15 protein-coding genes are annotated in these 18,069 nt (G+C 69.7%); 14 read left to right on the top strand and 1 reads right to left on the bottom strand.

The features are described 5' to 3' along the window. Positions 1-47 precede the first annotated feature (47 nt). The 5 genes from JGU66_07160 (at position 48) to JGU66_07140 (ending at position 7,579) form a co-directional block, all read left to right on the top strand. Positions 48-968 (top strand): hypothetical protein, encoded by a 921-nt coding sequence (locus tag JGU66_07160; GenBank protein MBJ6760537.1) that lies wholly within the window; start codon positions 48-50, stop codon positions 966-968. Next, positions 965-3,385 carry a hypothetical protein gene (locus JGU66_07155; protein ID MBJ6760536.1) on the top strand — a complete coding sequence of 807 codons (2,421 nt, stop codon included), beginning with the start codon at positions 965-967 and terminating at the stop codon, positions 3,383-3,385. Before JGU66_07160 ends, JGU66_07155 begins: the two co-directional genes overlap by 4 nt. 992 nt (positions 3,386-4,377) lie before the next feature. Further along, the gene (locus JGU66_07150) at positions 4,378-4,779 is read left to right on the top strand and encodes a hypothetical protein (protein MBJ6760535.1); all 402 of its coding nucleotides are present in this window, start codon (positions 4,378-4,380) and stop codon (positions 4,777-4,779) included. Positions 4,780-4,835: 56 nt separating this feature from the next. Beyond that, the gene (locus tag JGU66_07145) at positions 4,836-6,434 is read left to right on the top strand and encodes a hypothetical protein (GenBank protein ID MBJ6760534.1); all 1,599 of its coding nucleotides are present in this window, start codon (positions 4,836-4,838) and stop codon (positions 6,432-6,434) included. An 11-nt stretch (positions 6,435-6,445) separates the two neighbouring features. Next, entirely contained in the window at positions 6,446-7,579 is a 1,134-nt protein-coding gene (locus JGU66_07140; GenBank protein ID MBJ6760533.1) for a DNA replication/repair protein RecF, read from the top strand. A gap of 3 nt (positions 7,580-7,582) precedes the next feature. On the opposite strand, the gene JGU66_07135 is transcribed toward JGU66_07140, so the two are convergent. Beyond that, positions 7,583-7,966, bottom strand: a complete 384-nt coding sequence (locus tag JGU66_07135; GenBank protein MBJ6760532.1) for a hypothetical protein — start codon at positions 7,964-7,966, stop codon at positions 7,583-7,585. 417 nt (positions 7,967-8,383) lie between these two features. On the opposite strand from JGU66_07135, the gene JGU66_07130 reads away from it, so the two are divergent. The 9 genes from JGU66_07130 (at position 8,384) to JGU66_07090 (ending at position 18,062) form a co-directional block, all read left to right on the top strand. Continuing rightward, the gene (locus tag JGU66_07130) at positions 8,384-8,887 is read left to right on the top strand and encodes a hypothetical protein (GenBank protein MBJ6760531.1); all 504 of its coding nucleotides are present in this window, start codon (positions 8,384-8,386) and stop codon (positions 8,885-8,887) included. Further along, positions 8,884-9,690: an ABC transporter permease gene (locus JGU66_07125; protein MBJ6760530.1), complete on the top strand. Its 807-nt coding sequence runs from the start codon at positions 8,884-8,886 to the stop codon at positions 9,688-9,690. Before JGU66_07130 ends, JGU66_07125 begins: the two co-directional genes overlap by 4 nt. Positions 9,691-9,696: 6 nt before the next feature. Further along, the gene (locus JGU66_07120) at positions 9,697-10,518 is read left to right on the top strand and encodes an ABC transporter ATP-binding protein (GenBank protein ID MBJ6760529.1); all 822 of its coding nucleotides are present in this window, start codon (positions 9,697-9,699) and stop codon (positions 10,516-10,518) included. Beyond that, entirely contained in the window at positions 10,515-11,747 is a 1,233-nt protein-coding gene (locus JGU66_07115) for an MCE family protein (GenBank protein ID MBJ6760528.1), read from the top strand. The genes JGU66_07120 and JGU66_07115 overlap by 4 nt, the downstream gene beginning before the upstream one ends. 118 nt (positions 11,748-11,865) lie before the next feature. Continuing rightward, on the top strand, positions 11,866-12,759 hold the full coding sequence (locus tag JGU66_07110) for a zinc metalloprotease (GenBank protein MBJ6760527.1): 894 nt from the start codon (positions 11,866-11,868) through the stop codon (positions 12,757-12,759). Between the two features lie 145 nt (positions 12,760-12,904). Continuing rightward, the gene (locus JGU66_07105; protein MBJ6760526.1) at positions 12,905-14,053 is read left to right on the top strand and encodes an alanine--glyoxylate aminotransferase family protein; all 1,149 of its coding nucleotides are present in this window, start codon (positions 12,905-12,907) and stop codon (positions 14,051-14,053) included. A gap of 258 nt (positions 14,054-14,311) precedes the next feature. Beyond that, positions 14,312-14,926, top strand: coding sequence for a TIGR02265 family protein (locus JGU66_07100; protein MBJ6760525.1), 615 nt, complete (start codon positions 14,312-14,314; stop codon positions 14,924-14,926). Between the two features lie 142 nt (positions 14,927-15,068). Further along, positions 15,069-17,204 (top strand): cation:proton antiporter, encoded by a 2,136-nt coding sequence (locus tag JGU66_07095; GenBank protein MBJ6760524.1) that lies wholly within the window; start codon positions 15,069-15,071, stop codon positions 17,202-17,204. A 39-nt stretch (positions 17,205-17,243) separates the two neighbouring features. Next, positions 17,244-18,062: a PTS sugar transporter subunit IIA gene (locus JGU66_07090; protein MBJ6760523.1), complete on the top strand. Its 819-nt coding sequence runs from the start codon at positions 17,244-17,246 to the stop codon at positions 18,060-18,062. Positions 18,063-18,069 lie beyond the last annotated feature (7 nt).

Below are 18,069 nucleotides of genomic sequence, written 5' to 3'. Positions count from 1 at the left end.
CGAAGCCAGGAGAGGGCCGCTCCTGGAGCACCTGAGTGGGAGGGGCCTTGGGCAAGTTCGTGGTGGTTCTCGTGGGGCTGTGGGGCTTCAGCGCGGTGGCTGCGGGCGAGGGCAGCGCTCAGTGTCCCGCGCAGGTGACGCGCCCCCTGGTGTGCATGCCCGCGGGGAGCAGCGCGGCGCCCATCCTCCCCTTGAAGGACGGTGAGAAGCCGAGGCTCGTGGTGTCGGACCTCACGGCGCAGGGCACCGAGCCCGCGCAGGCCGCGGCCCTCACCGACGCGGTGGTGCAGACGCTCAACGCGCGGGCCTTGTTCCAGGTCCTCTCGCGCAAGGACATCCAGACGGTGCTGAGCACCGAGCGGCAGCGCCAGCTCTTGGGCGCGTGTGACGAAGACCCGTCCGCGTGCGCCACGGACCTGGGCAGCACGCTGGGCGCGCGCTACGTGATGACGGGCTCGCTGTCCAAGCTCGGGGCCGTGTACGAGCTGTCGCTCCAGGTGCTCGACACGGTGAAGAGCTTGCCGGTGGGACGCAGCACGCGGTTGGCGAAGGATCCGGAGACGCTGCGGCAGTTGGTGCCCTGGGTGGTGGCGGAGGCGAGCGGCTCTCCCTTGCCGCCGCCCGCGTCGCGGCTCTTGCCTTACTCGCTCCTCACGAGCGGTGGCGCGGTGCTGCTGGGCGGTGGCGTGTATGGACTCATCACGCTGTCGCGACAGAAGGTGCTCAATGACGAGCTGTGTCCGGGCAAGGGCACCTCGTGCGACGGACAGAACCTGCGCCCGCTGTCGTACTACCGCGAGCAGGACCGCAAGCTGGGCAATGACAAGACGCTGGCGGTGGGGCTGATGGCGGTGGGGGTGTTGCTGGCGGGCGCGGGGCTGCACTTCATGCCGCCGCCCGAGGGCGGGCCGCGCGTGGCCCTGGTGCCCTCGCACAATGGCCTGGGCGTGGCGGGGGTGCTGCCATGAGCGCGGGGCGGGGACTGGTGGGGCTGGGCGTGGCGGTGGGCGCGCTCGCGGTGGCGGTGGCGTGCTCGGGCGGCTTGAAGGTGGACGCGGGCAATCCCTATCCGTGTGACTTCACGCAGGCGGTGGAGACGCGGGATACGGCGTGTCCTCCCGCGTGGCGGTGTGGCATCGACAGTCGCTGTCAGGAGGACGGCGCCGAGTCGGTGTCGCTGGGCGAGCCGCCGAGCTTCGCGGTGGCGCGGCGGTATCCGGAGCGGCTCGACGGTGAGGCTCGGGTGGTGGCGTATGACCCGCGCGGTGTGCAGGTGTTGGTGGGCTACACGGACGGCGGTGTCTTCGTCACCAACGGTCGCGTGGCTCGGTCGGTTCTCTCCAACGCGGAGCTGGGAGACACGGTCGCGTTCGCGGGGGACCGCGTGGCCCTGCTCACGGCGCAAGGAAGCGTGCGGATGGGGACGCTGGAGGCGAGCGCGGGCCAGCTCACGTTCGGTCCAGAGGACACCCGAGTGACGGGGCTGCGTGCGCTGCGCGTCTCTCCGGGCGCGGGTGGCCGAGAGGTGATGGCCGCGTTGGGCAAGGGCTTCTCGGCAGGCGAGGTGGACCTGTCCTCGGGCACGTATCAGGCGTATCCGGGCAGTCTGGATGTGGGCGCGGACGCGGGGCCGGTGTTGTGTGGCGTCACGCCGCTGCCGCCGTGTCCGGGCTCGGCGGGGCTGGTGCGGTACATGGACGTGCGGCCGGTGTCGTCGGCGCTGTTGACGCTGCCAGGGCGTCGCGATGGAGGCGAGGACCCCGCGGTGACGGTGCCGGTGGTGGTCACGCCCGAGTTCTTCTTCTGGCGCACGCCGCCGAGCGCGACAGGGCTCCCCGGCGCGTGGCGGGTGATGAACCCGGAGGACCCCATTTCGAGCGGTGGGCCGGAGAGCCCGCCGCGCGAGGACTGGCTGATGCGCCACAGCGAGAGCGGCGCGCTGTGGGCGGTGCGGCGGCCGGTGGGGAATCGAGACGTGCTGAGCACGTGGGGGCTGCGTCGGACGGCGCAGGGGCCCGTGTTCGAGCGCGCCTGGGATGACTGCGCGCCGTGCGCGGATGGGAAGCTGATCACGTTCTCTCCGGTGTCGGAGGGGACGATGAGCGTCGAGGTGTTGTGTCGGTCGTCGCAGGGCTCTCGGAGCTTGTTTCGCGTGGTGGCGTCCTCGGTGGTGTCGCCGCTGGACACGTGCAAGCGCCAGTCATTGGACGCGCCGGTGGACTTCTCCGAGGTCGCGAGCCAGGACGGGAGCGCGGGCCATGACGTGCGGCCGGGCGCGGTGGATACGACCTCGGGCACGGGCGCGTGGCTGGGAGGAACGCACGGGCAGCTCTGGGGTGGGCACACGTTGTCCACGCTGCGTCCGCTGTATCTGGACCGAGTGCCGATGGGCGCCGCGCCGTTCGCGGGGGGACTGCTGACGGTGACGCGGGATTACTTCGCGTTGGATCTCCCGGACCTGAGCGAGCCAGCGCGAGTGGGCTTGTCCGTGGTGCCGCCCTCGGACCTGGGCGCGTCGGAGCCGCGCAGGTTGGGGGCGTTGATTGAAGGGGTGTCGGGTTGGTTGGTGGAGGACTCGGGGCACCTGGTGCGCTTGCAGCGGGACGGGGCCGGGGTGGGGACGTTGGGCGTGGGGTATGGGCCGCCCTTGTTGGCGCCGAGTGGAGAGCCGGCCACGGGGCCTTTCTTGGGGCAGGGCCTGTCGGAGAACGGCAAGGCCTCGCTGGTCATCAGCGCGAATGATCAGGTGTATGTGTTGGAGCAGGACCTGTCTGCGTTGGGGGCGGAGCCCAAGCAGTTGCCCGGGTTGTTGCCACGGTTGACGCCGGAGCCAGGCTTCCCGGTGCGCTCGCTCGCGAGAGATAGGACGGTGAGCTTCACGGGGACCGCGTCGCCGCGCGTGCGCGGGTGGTTGGCCACGGGACGCAGCCTGTTCGAGTTCACGCAAGCTGCCGACGGCAAGTGGGCGCTGACGCCGCTGCCCCTGGGCACGGGCGAGCCGGTGGCGGTGTGGAGTCTGGACGGAGTGGGAGTCAGCTATGGGCGCGTGGGATTGCGAGATGGATTGGTCTTGCGCCTGCCGGCGGGACTGCCGCTGACGGAGCCGTTGCAGGAGGGAGAGCGGGTGGTGGGGTATGCATCGCTGGCGGGGTGGCCGGTGGCGTTGACGGAGCATCGGCTCTACGCGGCGACGGAGGTCTCGAAGCGCTCGGACGGGAAGCAGGGGTTGCTGCGCTGGAAGGCGCTGGACGCACCGGCCGGTCTGCCCGCGGATGGACTGACCGGAGCCAGCATCGACGTAGTGAAGGACCCGAGCGGCACGGAGACGCTCTACCTCTTCACCCACACAGGCTACGTGTACCGACTGGGCACGGCGAAGCGATAGCCGGGACAGCCTGGGGTTCCAATGGTGCCGTGTGCTACTGGCAATGGCGTGAATCCACGATGTCGTGTCGTCGCCCGACTGTGCCTCCTGGGTGCATTGTTGGCGGTAGGGTTTGGCTGCTCAGCTCCCACCGCCATTGAGGGAGTTTGGCGTCCAGGACCCAATTCAGATGGAGCGCATATTCCGGGCCCATGAAGAACTTCGGGCCATTCGAGTCTTATGCGGCTGCTCTCGATGCAGCATGCCCGCTCATCTTGTCGAAGCCGAACGCTACGGTCGTTCATCTACAAGACTCATCGCCCGACGTGGCTCGGCGTGCAGCGACAGAGTATTGCGCTTGGTTGTATTACACGCCCAGCGAACTCTATGAGATGAGCATGTTGGCGGACCAGTCAGGTCCGGGGGACTTCGTCAGCGGAATGCGCAGTTGTGCGCTCCCTCCGTTTGTGGATGACCCGCGGTACTCGGCAGATCGGCTCAAACACATCTTCGCGTTGCACAATCATCCATTCGGCACACGACTTTCCGCGAACGACCTTCGGTTCATCGAGGCCATGGCAGGCGTTCATGATTGGGAGGTGAAGACGCGAAATGGAAAGGTTCGCCTTTCCATCATCGCGTTCTTCTCAAAATCGCAAGACCCTGCGGCGCCGACGTGCGATGGGTTCTACCAGTGCGTTCCCGCTACGCGCGAGATGATGCTTTGGATACGGCAACAGGGGCAGTGGAAGCTGGATGTGCACGGTATCGTGACTTGGATCAACGAGAGGCCCTATCGCCTTGAGCCCCAATAGACCCGTGTCGCGCTCTCTGGGGGGACTGTTCCTCATGCTCATGGCGAGTGTGAGCGCTTGCGCGCGACGTCCAGAGCCACTGTCCGCGGCCGTGGTGAATGACAGGTTCGTGGTCTTTCCTGTGGAGTCGGAGGCTGAGGCCATCTCCGTGGGAAGCCCGGTGTGTCCTATGCGCTCGACGGAGATGTCCTGCGTGCCATGGTCATCGCGGCGAACGACCTGTTCCCTCCCGGCACTCGCGCCGCATCGTGCGCGAATCGGATGGAGGCCCAGACATACCGGGTCATCCGCAAAGGGGACGTCATCTTCATTTTCATCGAGGAGAATCTGGCGGCGTGCGGGCGCCGGTTCCCGGCGATGGACTCGGGTGCGAAGTACGCCATCGGAACGGATGGCCGCATTCTCCGACGGATCGTGGATGGCCTCGATGAGGACGATGCGACCTGGTTCGCGGGGACCCATGGCGATGGGGGCACGGTGTCGCCCGACGCGGGACCTGCGATGTCTGATGGCAGCACCGAATTGCTTGTCCCGGGCGAGAGCGTTGCCCCAATTGTCGCGCCGAACCCTCGTCTTAGAGGGGATGCGGGAAGTCCTTGAGGGCTTGTCGTAGCCCGGGACCGTGAGGGCCGCCTTGTGTTAACGGTCCGGCTGTCATGAGCCTGTCCTCCTCGTCCCACACCCGTCGCGCCTTGCTCGTCGTCGCTGGTTGGGCAGTGGCGCTCCTGGTCTCACAGCACCCGGTCATCTTCTCCGGGCTGCGGCTCATGCAAGGCGACGAGGGCGACGTCCGCTTCAACCACTACGTCCTCGAACACGGCTGGCGGCATGTCACCGGTGCCCCCGCCGACGCCAGCTTCTGGGACCCGAACATGTTCCACCCGGCGCCCAATGCCGCCGCGTACTCGGACGTGTTGCTCGGCGTGGCTCCCGCTTATTGGGTCTGGCGCGCGGTGGGCCTGGATGAAGACCTCGCCTGGCAAGCGTGGTGTCTGACCATGGCGTCCCTCAACTTCCTGGTCGCGGCGTGGTGCCTCGCTCGACCCTTGGGCCTGCGCCTGGGGCCCTCCGTGATGGGCGCCATCCTCTTCACCATCGGCGCGTCACGCATCAACCAAGCCAACCATCCTCAGCTCATCGCCCAGTTCTATCCCCTCCTGGCCATCGCGGCCGTGCTCGCGCTGCTTCGCCCGGAGATGAGTCGCCGGCAGGGCATTCCGTGGGCCGCCCTGCTCGTCGGATCCGGCGTGGCGCAGCTCTATGCGGGCTTCTACTGGGGCTGGTTCCTGTTCTTCTTCCTGCTCCTCTCGGCCATCGTCGCGCTCTGTCTGCGCGACCTGCGCCCCCGCTTGCTGTCCGCGCTTCGCACGCATGCGCCCGCGCTCGTGCTCTTCGGCGTCGTGGGCCTCGCCGTGCTCGCGCCGCTGGTCCTCCACTCGCGACAGGTCATTCGCGAGGTCGGCCTGCGTGACTTCTCCGAAGCCCAGTCGATGATTCCTCGCTTCTGGAGCTGGTTCTATCTGGGCCAGGACAGCTGGCTGTATGGCTGGACCAACCCCTTCGTGCGCTTTCAGCGGCTCCCTGTTCCCTGGGAGCAGCGGCTCGGCTTGGGGCTCATCACCACGGGAGTGGCCGCGGTGGGGCTGTGGAAGGCACGCAGCCGCCCAGGGATCCGCTTGCTGATGCTCGTCACCGTGGTGACGATCCTGCTTTCCACGCGCTACGCGGGCGGCATCATGCCGTGGGAGCTCATCTTCCACGTCGTGCCCGGCGCCTCGGCGATCCGCGCGGTGGCGCGCATGGGGTTGTGGCTGCTCGTGCCCGCATCCGTGGGGCTCGCGCTGTTCCTTCAGCGTCAGTGGGAGGCGGGGCGCGTGGCGCTGGCGGTGGGGCTCGGGGCGCTCTGTCTGCTGGAGCAGGGCCTGACGGGCCCGACGTTCGATCGCTTCGCTTCCCGTGCGGCGATTCGAGCGCTCGCCGCGCGCATCCCCTCCGGCTGCGACAGCTTCATCTACACCCCGACGTCCGGGGACTGGCCGTTCTGGCGGTATCAGGTGGACGCCATCTGGGCCGCGATGGAGTCGGGCGTGCCCACCGTGAACGGATACTCCGGCAACGTGCCGCGGGGATGGCGACTGGAGGACACCACGCGGTTCGACGCGTCGTCGGCCGCGCGCCTGGACGCCGCACTGGAGGACTGGGTCCGCGCGCGGGGGTTGTCACGCGAGCGCATCTGTCGCATCGAATCGCAGTAGGGTGGGCCGGCTTGCGTCTCCTCGGGCTTCAGCTTCAAGACTTCCGCAACCTCTCTCAGGTGCAGCTCCTCCCCAGCACCCACGCGACCATCGCCGTGGGTCAGAACGGGCAGGGCAAGACGAACCTGCTGGAGGCGCTCTACTTTCTGGCCACCCTCAAGCCCCTGCGCGCGGGACGGCTGTCGGAGTTGGTGCGGTGGGGCGCGTCCAACGCTCGGGTGACGGGCCGCTTCCTCCTCAAGGGCGCCGAGCGGGAGATCTCCGTGGAGGTCGGCGGTGGCACGCGCCAGGCCTTCGTGGACGGCAAGAAGGCCGCGAGCCTGGAGGACTACTTCGGCGGCGTGTCCGTGGTGGCCTTCACGCCGGATGACCTGGAGGTCATCAAGGGCGGGCCGGAGGCGCGGCGCACGTTCCTGGACCGCGCGGTGTTCAACCGCTTCCCCGCCTTCCTCCGCGAGAGCCGCGAGTACGCGCGCGCGCTCAAGAACCGCAACCGCCTGCTGCGCGAAGGACCGTCCGTGGAGGCCGCCTACCTGGAGGCCTACGACGAGACACTCGCGAAGGCTGGCGCGCGCATCTACGCGAGGCGCCGGGCCCTGATGGCCGAGCTGGCGCCCCGCGCCCAGGCCACGTTCGCGTCGATTGGTCGCACCGTGGATCCCGCCGTGTATGGCTATCACCCGGCGCACCTGAGCGGAGACTTCTCCCAAGCGGACGAGGCCGCGCTCGCCAGTGCGCTGCGCGAGGCCCTGACCGCGCGCATCCGCCGGGACCTGGAGCGAGGCTTCACGTCGGTGGGGCCGCACGCGGACGATGTCACGGTGACGCTCGGCGGTCGCAGCGCGCGCGCCTACGCGAGCCAGGGACAACAGCGCGCCCTGGTGCTCGGGTGGAAGATCGCGGAGATCGAAAACCTGGAGGGCGCCACGGGCTTCCTGCCGCTGCTCCTGCTCGACGATGTGTCGAGCGAGCTGGACCCCGAGCGCAACGCGTACCTCATGAACTACCTGGCGAAGAGTGGCGCGCAGGTGTTCCTCACCACGACGGATGCGTCGCTGGTGCACGCCGCCGCGGCGCAGGACACCCTCTGGCTCTCCGTGAGCACGGGCCAGGTGCGCGAGGGCCTCGAGGCCACGCCCCCCTGACGCTCAGGCGGTGTGCCGCCGGTGCCAGGGCCAGTGCACGTGGAAGCGCCGCTCCGAGGCGTGTGCCTCCGTGGGCGAGACGTGCTCGAAGTAGGCGAAGCGGTACTCCGCCCACAGGATGCCGAAGGCCGCGGCGAACAAGAACGTCGCCAGGGTCAGCCACCACGCGGTCCCGCTCACCAGCGCCACCAGGGTCAGCACGCCGAGCGCCACGGCGATACCCAGCGACCACTCACGCAGCCGCTTCGACTCGCTGAAGGCCATGCCCATCGCGATGAGTGCCAGCGCCAGCGTGGACCACGCGAGCCAGAACGCGCTGCGCGCATACAGGTTGGCGATCGACAGCAGGAACAACCCGAAGCCGAACACCGCGAGTCCGCCATCCATGATGTGCCTCCTTTCGAAGCCAGGCGTCGCTGACAGGGCGCCGCCCGTCGAAGCCAGGCGTCGCTGACAGGGCGCCGCCCGTCGAAGCCAGGCGTCGCTGACAGGACGCCGCGCGCCACCTCGCGTCACGAGTCCACGCCCTGGCACGAACATGGGGAGTTCATCCCTGGCGCGGGACTCCCTGTGCGCCGCCACTCAACGTGACCGACCGGGGACGCAGCGGGAGAGCGGCGCGGCGCGCGCGTGGGAATGCAGCGCACTCCCGCGAGGTAAGGCGAGGAAGGAGACGGGCGCAGGTCGTGTGGGCTCGGCGGGGAAGTGGACGTTTGTGCGCACGAATTCCTTGCGGTTGCGCCGCCGCTGCACCATGACTCCGACGTCGGGCCGGGAGACTCGGGACTGCCGAAGAACGGTGCCATGTCGCGGACGCTGGGGATGCTCGTGCTGCTCGCCTCGCTCACGGGCTGTCGGCACGTGAGCTTCGAGGACTCCGTGTTGCAGAAGTCAGACGTTCGCTATCGCGTGGGCGAGGTGTCCAAGGATTGGCAGCGGGTCTATTTCAATGACAATGACCTGGCCTTCGCGGAGCGCGCGGAGACGGGCCGGGTATTGTCGGTGAACTCCACCTGCAAGGGCCACGATGACCCGCCCTTGCCCGTGCTCACGCGCCACCTGCTGATGGGCTTCACCGAGCGGCAGGAACTCGCGCAGCGCACCATTCCGCTGGACGGGCGTGAGGCTTTGCGCAGCCGCTACGAGGCGAAGCTGGACGGCGTGCCGGTGGAGTTGGAGTTGGTGGTGTTGAAGAAGGACGGCTGCGTCTTCGACTTCACCTACGTGGCGCCCCCGGGACAGGCCGAGGCGCGCATGGCGGACTTCGACGCATTGCTCGCGGGCTTCCACACGGAGCCCCAGCGATGAACTCGGAGGTCGAGGCTGGCGCAGTTTCGCTCGCGTCGCGGTTGCCGCTGGGCATGCGCGCGCGGGCGAGCCTGGAGTCCTTGGGCGAGCTGACGCGCATGACGGGGCAGGTGTTCAGCCGCGCCGTGCGCCCGCCGTACAGCTGGAGCGCGCTCGTCTACCATACGGAGTCGCTGGGCGTTCGCTCGCTGCCCATCGCGCTGCTCACCGCGACGTTCGCGGGCCTCGTCATCTCGCTGCAGTTTGGTTACTTCCTGGCGCGCTTCGGCGTGCAGTACACGGTGGGGCGCGTGGTCGTGCTCACCTTGTTCCGCGAACTGGCGCCGGTGCTGACCGCGCTCACGGTGGGCGCGCGCATCGGCTCCGGCATGGCGGCGGAGCTGGGCGCCATGTCGGTGACGGAGCAGGTGGACGCCATTCGCGCCTTGGGCGCGGATCCGCTGCGCAAGCTGGTGGTGCCGCGCGTGCAAGCGTGCCTGCTGGTGATGCCCGTGCTCACGGTGTTCGCGGACGTGGTGGGCCTGTGCGCGGGCGGGCTGGTGGTGCGGCTGCAGTACGGCATCACCCTGGAGCTCTTCTTCCAGGGCGCGCTGGACTCGGTGCTGATGAACGACTTCATCTCCGGCGTCGTGAAGGGCGCGGTGTTCGGCCTCATCATCGGGCTGGTGGGGTGCTTCAAGGGGCTGACGGTGCAGGGCGGAACGGAAGGCGTGGGCGGCGCCACCACGCAGACGGTGGCCATCACCTCCGTCGCGGTGTGTCTGGCGGACTTCTTCATCACCAAGCTGACGCTCTTCTTCTGACGCGCCATGCCTCCTGCCCGCCGCTACGCGCCCTCCACCTTCGAGTTCCGCCGGCCCACGCCGGGCGAGGGGCTCATCCGCTTCGAGAACCTGGTGAAGGCGTTTGGCGCCAAGCACATCTACGACGACGTGAACCTGGACGTGCGCGCCGGGGAGACGATGGTGGTGATGGGCGGCTCGGGCGTGGGCAAGAGCGTGCTGCTCAAGTGCCTCATCGGGCTCATGCGCCCGGACGCGGGCCGCATCCTCTTCGAGGGGCACGACGTCACGAACTTCACCGAGGAGCAGTTCATCCAGGTGCGCCGCCACGTGGCCATGGTGTTCCAGGGCGCGGCGCTGTTCGACTCGCTCAGCGTGGGAGAGAACGTGGCCTATCCGCTGCGTGAGCACTTCCCGGAGCTGTCCCGCGAGGAGCTGCGCCGCCGCGTCGCGGAGAAGCTGGAGCTGGTGGACCTGCCGGGCATCGAGGCGATGATGCCGGCGGACCTCTCTGGCGGCATGAAGAAGCGCGTGGGGTTGGCGCGGGCCATCGCCACGGATCCGGAAGTCATCCTCTGGGACGAGCCCACCACGGGCCTGGACCCCGTCACCACGCAGACCATCAACGAGATGATCAACTCCATGAAGGCCCGGCTGGGCTGCACCTCCATCGTCGTCACGCACGACATGGTGAGTGCCTTCTCGGTGGGGGACCGGATGGCCATGCTGGCCAATCGCCACATCGTGGCGGTGGGGACGCCGGATGAGATGCGGCGCTCCACCGTGCCGGAGGTTCGGGCCTTCCTGGACGCGCGCCGCCTGGAGCTGGGCGCCCGAGGAATGCCATGAGTCTCTTCACCTCCGTCACGACGAAGGAACGCCGGCTGGCCCTGCGCGCGGGGCTGTTCGTCGCCATGGGTCTGGCGGTGGCCGGTGTCGTGGTGTTCTTCATCGGCCAGGAATCGCACCTCTTCCAGAGCAAGGTGCGCTACCGCGCCTTCTTCACCCACGTGGATGGCCTGAGCGACAAGTCGCCGGTGTGGCTCGGCGGTCTGGAAGTGGGCCACGTCACGGCGGTCAACTTCGCGCCGGACATCCGAGACGCCCGGCTGGAGGTGGAGCTGGAGGTGTCCTCGCGATACGCCGAGCGCGTGCGCGGAGACTCGGTGGTGCGCCTCACCAGCATGGGCGTGCTGGGGGACAAGGCCGTGGACATCTCCATGGGCACGGCGCAATCGCCGCAGGTGCAGCCCGGCGGCGTGCTCCAGACCACCGAGGGCGGGGACCTGTCCTCGCTCATGCGCAGCGCGAGCCGGGTGATGGAGAACTCCGTGGCCATCAGCGAGTCGCTGAAGGAAGCGGTCGCCGCCTACTCGAACCCCGACATGGGCCGGGACCTGGCGCGCAGCGTGGCCTCCCTGCGCGTCGTGCTGGAAGAGGTGGAGAAGGGCGACGGCGCGCTGCACGCGCTCATCTTCGACAAGGCCTCGGGGCGTGAAGTGCGCGCCCTGCTGGCTCGCACCGCGAGCGCGGCGGAGCGGCTGGACGGCGCGGTGGGCCACGTGGAGGCCATCCTCGCCGAGGTGCATCGCGGCGATGGCACCGCGCATCAGCTCATCTACGGCAGCGAGGGCACCACCGCGCTGCACGAGCTGGGCGAGGCGGCCGGACAGCTCGCGGGCCTGCTGGAGGACGCGAAGAAGAGCCCCAACGGCGCCGTGCATCAGCTCATCTACGGGGACGCCCGCGACCTCTTCGCCAACCTGGGCGGGGCCGCCGCGGACCTGCGCAAGGTGACCGCCACGGTGGCCAAGGGCGAGGGCACCGTCGGCGGTCTCATCTCCGACCCGACCATCTACGAGGACATCCGCGAGGTGCTCGGCAACGTGAAGCGCAACCGCATCCTCCGGGCGCTGGTCCGCTTCTCGCTCGACAACCGCGAGAGCCTCGATCAGGTCGGCAAGCCCCGCGAGAAGCCCGTCCCCACTCCGCCCACGAACACCCTGGGCGCAAGCCCGGCCTCCCCCACGACCGAGGGCGAGGCCCAGGCTCCGACCGAAGTCACGCCAAATCCGTAAATCATTGGAGCGTCGGAAGACCTAAATCGCGATTCGCGACAAGACCAACTAATGTGGAGTTGACAGATAATTCACGTAAGGGTATTTCCGTACTCCCCCTTTTCCGAGGAGTCGGGAAATGTTTGGTATCGTTGCGCGTCGCAGTGGTCGTTTCGCGATGGTTGTCGGTGCCCTGACGGCGCTGGCGGGCTGTAACAACGCGGCCCCCGCGGAGGAGAAGCCGGCGGAGCAGCCTGCCGCGACGCAGCAGGAGACCCCGCACCGTGGCTGCGCCACCATCGAGCCGTCGGCCGATGAGCGCGAGGCCATCGACGCGTTCGTGCGCACCCAGAAGCACGAGATGCGCGCGGTGGGCTCGGTGACCATCCCGGTCTACTTCCACGTCATCAACAAGGGCACGGGCCTGGCCAACGGCGACATCCCCGACTCCCAGATCACCGCGCAGATGAACGTGCTGAACGCGGCGTACAGCACCACCCCGTTCAAGTTCGTGCTCCAGGGCACGGACCGCACCACCAACTCCACCTGGTTCAACCTGAGCCAGGGCGGCGCCGCTGAGAAGAAGATGAAGGCGGCGCTGCGCAAGGGCGGCAAGAACGCGCTGAACCTCTACTCCGCGAACCTGGGTGGCGGCCTGCTGGGTTGGGCGACCTTCCCCTCCAGCTACGCGTCGCAGCCGAGCATGGACGGCGTGGCGTTCCTGTACACCAGCGTGCCGGGCGGCACCGCGGCCCCGTACAACGAGGGCGACACGGTGACCCACGAGGTTGGTCACTGGGTGGGCCTGTACCACACGTTCCAGGGCGGCTGCACTGGCACGGGTGACAGCGTGAGCGACACCGCGCCCGAGGCCTCCGCGGCCTTCGGTTGCCCGGCCGGCCGCGACACCTGCTCCGGCGGCGGCGTGGACCCCATCTACAACTTCATGGACTACACCGACGACAACTGCATGAACTCGTTCACCGCGGGCCAGGTCACGCGGGCGGACAGCCTGATGGCGACGTACCGCTAATCAGCGTTCACGCAGCCTGATGTGAAGTCGGCGCCGGAGTGACCATCAGGTCGCTCCGGCGTCGTCGTTTCCAGCACACCGTCGCGCGCGGACGTGGACAGCCGCGGCCCGGGTTGGCGACAGTGGTGGCGTGAGAGATCTGCTGATGATTCCCGGCCCCGTGGAAGTGGAGCCGGAGGTGCTGCAGGCGCTGAGCGCGCCGGTGCCCGGACACCTGGATCCAACCTTCGTGGCCACCTTCGGCCGCGCGCTGCGCCGACTCCGCGAGGTGTGTCTGGCGCCGAGCGCGCAGCCCTTCGTGGTGGCGGGAAGCGGCACGCTGGCCATGGAGCTGGCGGCGGCCAACCTCGTCGAGCCCGGCGACGCCGCGCTGGTGGTGAACACCGGCTACTTCAGCGACCGGATGGCGCACATCCTGGAGCGCCACGGCGCCCGCGTCACCCACGTGCGCGCTCCGCCGGGTGAGGCGCCGGATGTCGCGCGCGTGGAGTCAGCGCTGGCGCGCGGCGGCTTCAAGCTGATGTCGGTGACCCACGTGGACACGTCCACCGCGGTGCTCGCGCCGGTGGAGCCGCTGCTGCGCGCGGCCCGTCAGCGTGGCGTGCTGTCCGTGGTGGATGGCGTGTGCGCCACCGCGGGCGAGGCCTTCCACCAGGACGCCTGGGACGCGGACGTGTACTTCACCGCCAGCCAGAAGGCGCTCGGTGTTCCGCCGGGACTCGCGCTCTTGACGGCGAGCCCCCGTGCTTTGGAGGCGTGGCGCGCGCGCAAGGCGCCCGTGGCCAGCGTGTACGCGGACTGGGCGGAGTGGCTCCCCGTCATGGAAGCCTACGAGGCGGGTCGCAACGCCTACTTCGCCACGCCGCCGACCTCGCTGGTCTGCGCGCTCGACGTCAGCCTGGGCCTCATCCTGGCCGAGGGCATGGAGGCGCGCTTCGCTCGGCACCGTCGCATGGCGCTCGCCTTCCGCGCCGCGTGGAGCGCCCTGGGGCTGCGCATGCTGCCCACCTCGGAGGCCGTGGCCGCTCACACCTTGAGCGCCGTCTACTATCCCGAGGGCGTGGACGCGGGGCTGGTGGCCCGCGTGCGCGGCCAGGGCGTGGTCGTGGCCGGCGGACTCCACCCGGAACTCAAGGCGCGCTACTTCCGCGTGGGCCACATGAACCGCGTGAACGCCTCGGACGTGCTCACCACGGTGGGGGCCATCGAGCGCGCCTTGCTCCAGGCGGGTCATCGCCACGCCACCCCCGGCAGTGCCGTCGCCGCCGCCCAGGCCGCGCTCGGTGCCGCCTAGTTCCACCCCATCCGCGACTCCGTGGCCGCGCTGACCACCCGTGCCCACGGAGACGGACGTCCCCTCCGTCCACTCTTCAAACGGAATACATGACTTCCGGGCTCTACTGAATTATTCGACAAAGTCGTAATTATCCGGAAGGGCGTGAGGGCGCCGGGTCGGCGGGAGTGCCGGCGAGCGTGAGGGGGAGGCGACGCGAGCAGACCCACCGGGAGCGGGGGGGCGGCGCGTCGCGACGACAACGACAAGGAGGTCACCATGCACGTCGGGCCGTTGGAGCGGGCGGTGGGAGGTGGGTCGGGCTGGGAGATGGAACTGCGGCGGCTTGCAGCCAGTGAGCAGGACACCGCACGGGGCATGTTCTTCCTCGGTGTGCTGGACGTGGTGGGCTTCGTGGGCGGGGACGCGGTGGCCGAGCGGTGCATGGAGGAGTGCGGCACGCGCGAGCTGGACCCCTTCCACATGTATCCGGTGGCGCGCTTCCTGAAGATGACCTCCACCGCGGCGCGGCTGCTGTGGCCGCAGCTGGACGGCTGGGAGGGCGTGCTCCGGCGAATGGGGACACAGGCGACGGTGGACTACCTGGCGTCCATGTTCGGCCGCGAGCTGATGCAGGCGGCGGCGGGCAACCCGCGCCGGCTCTTGCCGCACCTCATCGAGGGCTACCGCGCGGCGGTGAGCTACGGCGAGCGCCACGTGGAGTGGACGGGAGATCGCAGCGCGCGCTTCGTCATGCGCCGCGACTTCATGCCCGCCGCCTACCATGAGGGGGTGCTCCAGGGCGTCCTGGAGGCCGTGGGCGCGCGCGACGTGTCCGTGCGCGGACGCCAGCTCGCGCTGCTCGACAGCGAGTACGACCTGTCCTGGAGCTGAGCGGCGGGCGTGCATGGCGCGCCGCGCCAGTCGCGGTCCCCGAGTCGCGGATGAGGCAGGCGAGCGAGTTCGCGCGCGTTGACGCTGCGCGCGAACGGCTGATAAGCGCTCACTTAACACCCATTCCGGCGAGGGAAGATCGATGCACTCCAACGCACTCGCGCTGCTGATCGTGCAGCTCATGGTCATCATCGGGCTCTCCCGGCTCATCGGGCGGGGCGCGCGGTGGTTGGGGCAGCCGCTGGTCATCGCCGAGGTGGTGGCGGGCATCGTGCTGGGGCCGTCGCTGCTCGGCTGGGTCTCCCCGAGCGCGATGAACTGGCTGTTCCCCACGGACTCGCTGCCGGTCCTGAAGATGCTCAGCCAGGTGGGGCTGGTGCTCTTCATGTTCCTCATCGGGCTGGAGCTGGATCCGAAGCTCTTGAAGGGCCGGGGGCACGCCTCGGTGGCCATCAGCCACTCGAGCATCATCGTGCCGTTCGGGCTGGGCGCGGGGGCGGCGGCGCTGTGGCTGTACAAGGACTGGTCGAGCCCGACGGTGCCGTTCTCGTCCTTCGTGCTCTTCGCGGGCGTGGCCATGAGCATCACCGCGTTCCCGGTGCTGGCGCGCATCCTCACCGAGCGCGGGCTCATGCAGTCCAAGGTCGGCACCATCGCCATCGCGTGCGCGGCCGTGGACGACGTGACGGCGTGGTGTCTGTTGGCCTTCGTCGTCTCGCTGGTGCGGGCGTCGGACCTGACGCACGCGGCGCTCACCACGGTGTTCGCGCTGCTCTACATCGCCTTCATGCTGCTGCTGGTGCGCCCGTTCCTGGCGCGCCTGGGCGCCCGGGTGGCCAGCCGCGAGGGGCTCACGCAGAACATCGTCGCGGGCACGCTCCTGCTCTTGCTCGGCTCCGCGTTCGTGACGGAGCTCATCGGCATCCACGCGCTGTTCGGCGCGTTCCTCTTCGGCGCGGTCATCCCCAAGGAGGGCGGGCTCGCGGCGGCGCTGCTGGAGAAGCTGGAGGACGTGGCCGTCGTCCTGCTGCTGCCCGTGTTCTTCGCCTTCAGCGGCCTGCGCACCCAGGTGGGGTTGCTCGACAGCTCCGAGGCCTGGATGACCTGCGGCGCCATCATCGTCCTGGCGTGTCTGGGCAAGTTCGGCGGCAGCGCGGTGGCGGCGCGGCTCACGGGCCTGCGTTGGCGCGAGGCGGGCGCGGTGGGCATCCTGATGAACACGCGGGGCCTGATGGAGCTCATCGTGCTCAACCTGGGCCTGGACCTGGGCGTCATCTCCCCCACGCTCTTCACCATGATGGTGCTGATGGCGCTGGTGACGACCTTCATCACCACGCCGCTGCTGCGCTGGATGTATTCGCCCGAGGAGCTGGCACGCGACCGCGTGTCGCTGACGCCCTCGGTGGCCACGGAGGCCCCGGGCTTCACGGTCCTCATGTGCGTGTCGCACGAGCAGGTGGGCGCGGGCATGGCCGCGCTGGCCAAGGCCCTGGCCTCGCCGCAGGACGGGCTCTACGCGCTGCACCTCCTGTCCCCGGAGCGCCCGCTGCGCACGCGGCAGGAGCCGGCGGGCGATGGCGCGCTGGCCCCGCTGCTGGGGCGCGCCCAGGCGCTGGGCCTGTCGGTGCGTCCGCTGTCCTTCGTGTCCACCGAGCCCGCGGTGGACATCTGCCGCACCGCCGAGGCCAAGCACGCGGACCTGTTGCTGCTGGGAATGCACAAGCCCCTCTTCAGCCAGACGGTGCTGGGGGGCACGGTGCATGAGGTGATGCAGGGCGCCACGGGCACGGTGGCGGTGCTGGTGGACCGCGGCCTGTCCGACGTGAAGCGCGTGCTGGTGCCCTTCGCGGCGGGCCGGCACGACAAGGCGGCGCTGGAGCTGGCGCGGCGGCTGATGCGGCACTCGGGCGCGGAGGTCACCGTGCTGCACGTGACGTCGCCGGAGCGCGAGGGACAGGCGCGCGCGGTGGTGGAGGAGTTCTTCCCCGGGGAGGAGGGCGCGCGCGTGCGGTTCAAGGTGGTGCGCCACGAGTCCCCGGAGGACGCGGCGCTGGAGGAGGCGCGCGCCGGCTATGACCTCGTGGTGGTGGGCGTGGGCGCCGAGTGGGGCCTGGAGGGGCGCCTGTTCGGCCTGCAGCGCGAGCGCATCGTGCGGGACGCCCCGGGCTCCCTGCTGATGGTGCGCGAGCCGGAGCCCGCCCTGGCCGCCGAGCCCGCCGCGAGCCCCGTGGCCAGCACCAGCACCCGAACCCCGGACGTGGCCTCCGCGCGAGGCTGAGTCCCGCCGTCCTCCCCCATGGGAAAGGTCCCCCAAGGCATGCACATGGGAGCCACCTTGCGCCTGCTGCGCGTCGACGCGGGGTTGTCCCTGCGCGACCTGGCGCGCCGCATCGGCGTGTCCAGCGCGTACCTGAGCCGCGTGGAGAACGGGCTCGACGCGCCGCCCACGCAGGAGCGCCTGTCCGCCATTGCCCGCGAGCTGGATGTGCCCGCGGCCCTGCTGATGGACGTGGCCAACAAGGTGAGCCCCTACGTGACGGGCTACCTGGAGGAAGTGCCCGCGGCGGGGACGCTCCTGCTGGACATCGCGCGGCGCCGGCTCACCGCCGCGCAGCTCGCCCGCGTGCGGAACTTCCTGGACGCCGAGTTCCCGGTCCGCGAGGCGCGCGGCGATGAGCCCGTGCCGGCCCTCTCCTCGCTCCTGTCCCCCGAGCGCGTCGTCCTGCAACTGGGTTGCGAGAGCTGGGATGACGCGCTGGACGTCGTCGCGGGGCGGCTCGCGGCGGCGTGCCCGGGCGTGGACTCGGCGCGGCTGGCCGCGCACCTGCGGCAGCGCGAGGAGGAGTCCGCGAGCACGGTGGGCAATGGCGTGGCCACGCCCCACGGCTACTCGGCCGGCGCGGCCCCGGCGGCGGTGCTGGTGACCTTGGCCCAGCCCCTGCCGCGCGACACGCCGGATGGGCAGCCGCTGCGGTTGGTGGTGGCGCTGCTGGATGGACTGCACGGCCGCGCGCGCCTGGTGCGGCTGGCGCACGTGGCGCGGCTGGCGGGGCGAGGCATGGCGGACTGGCTGATGGACGCGCGCCAGCCCGCGGAGGTCATCGCGCGCCTGGAGGAACTCGAAGCCCTGCGCTGAACGCCCG

The organism is Myxococcaceae bacterium JPH2 (genome assembly GCA_016458225.1).
Lineage (GTDB): Bacteria > Myxococcota > Myxococcia > Myxococcales > Myxococcaceae > Citreicoccus.
The sequence above is the reverse complement of the archived record's forward strand: the minus strand, read 5'-3'. Positions and strand labels throughout refer to the sequence as shown.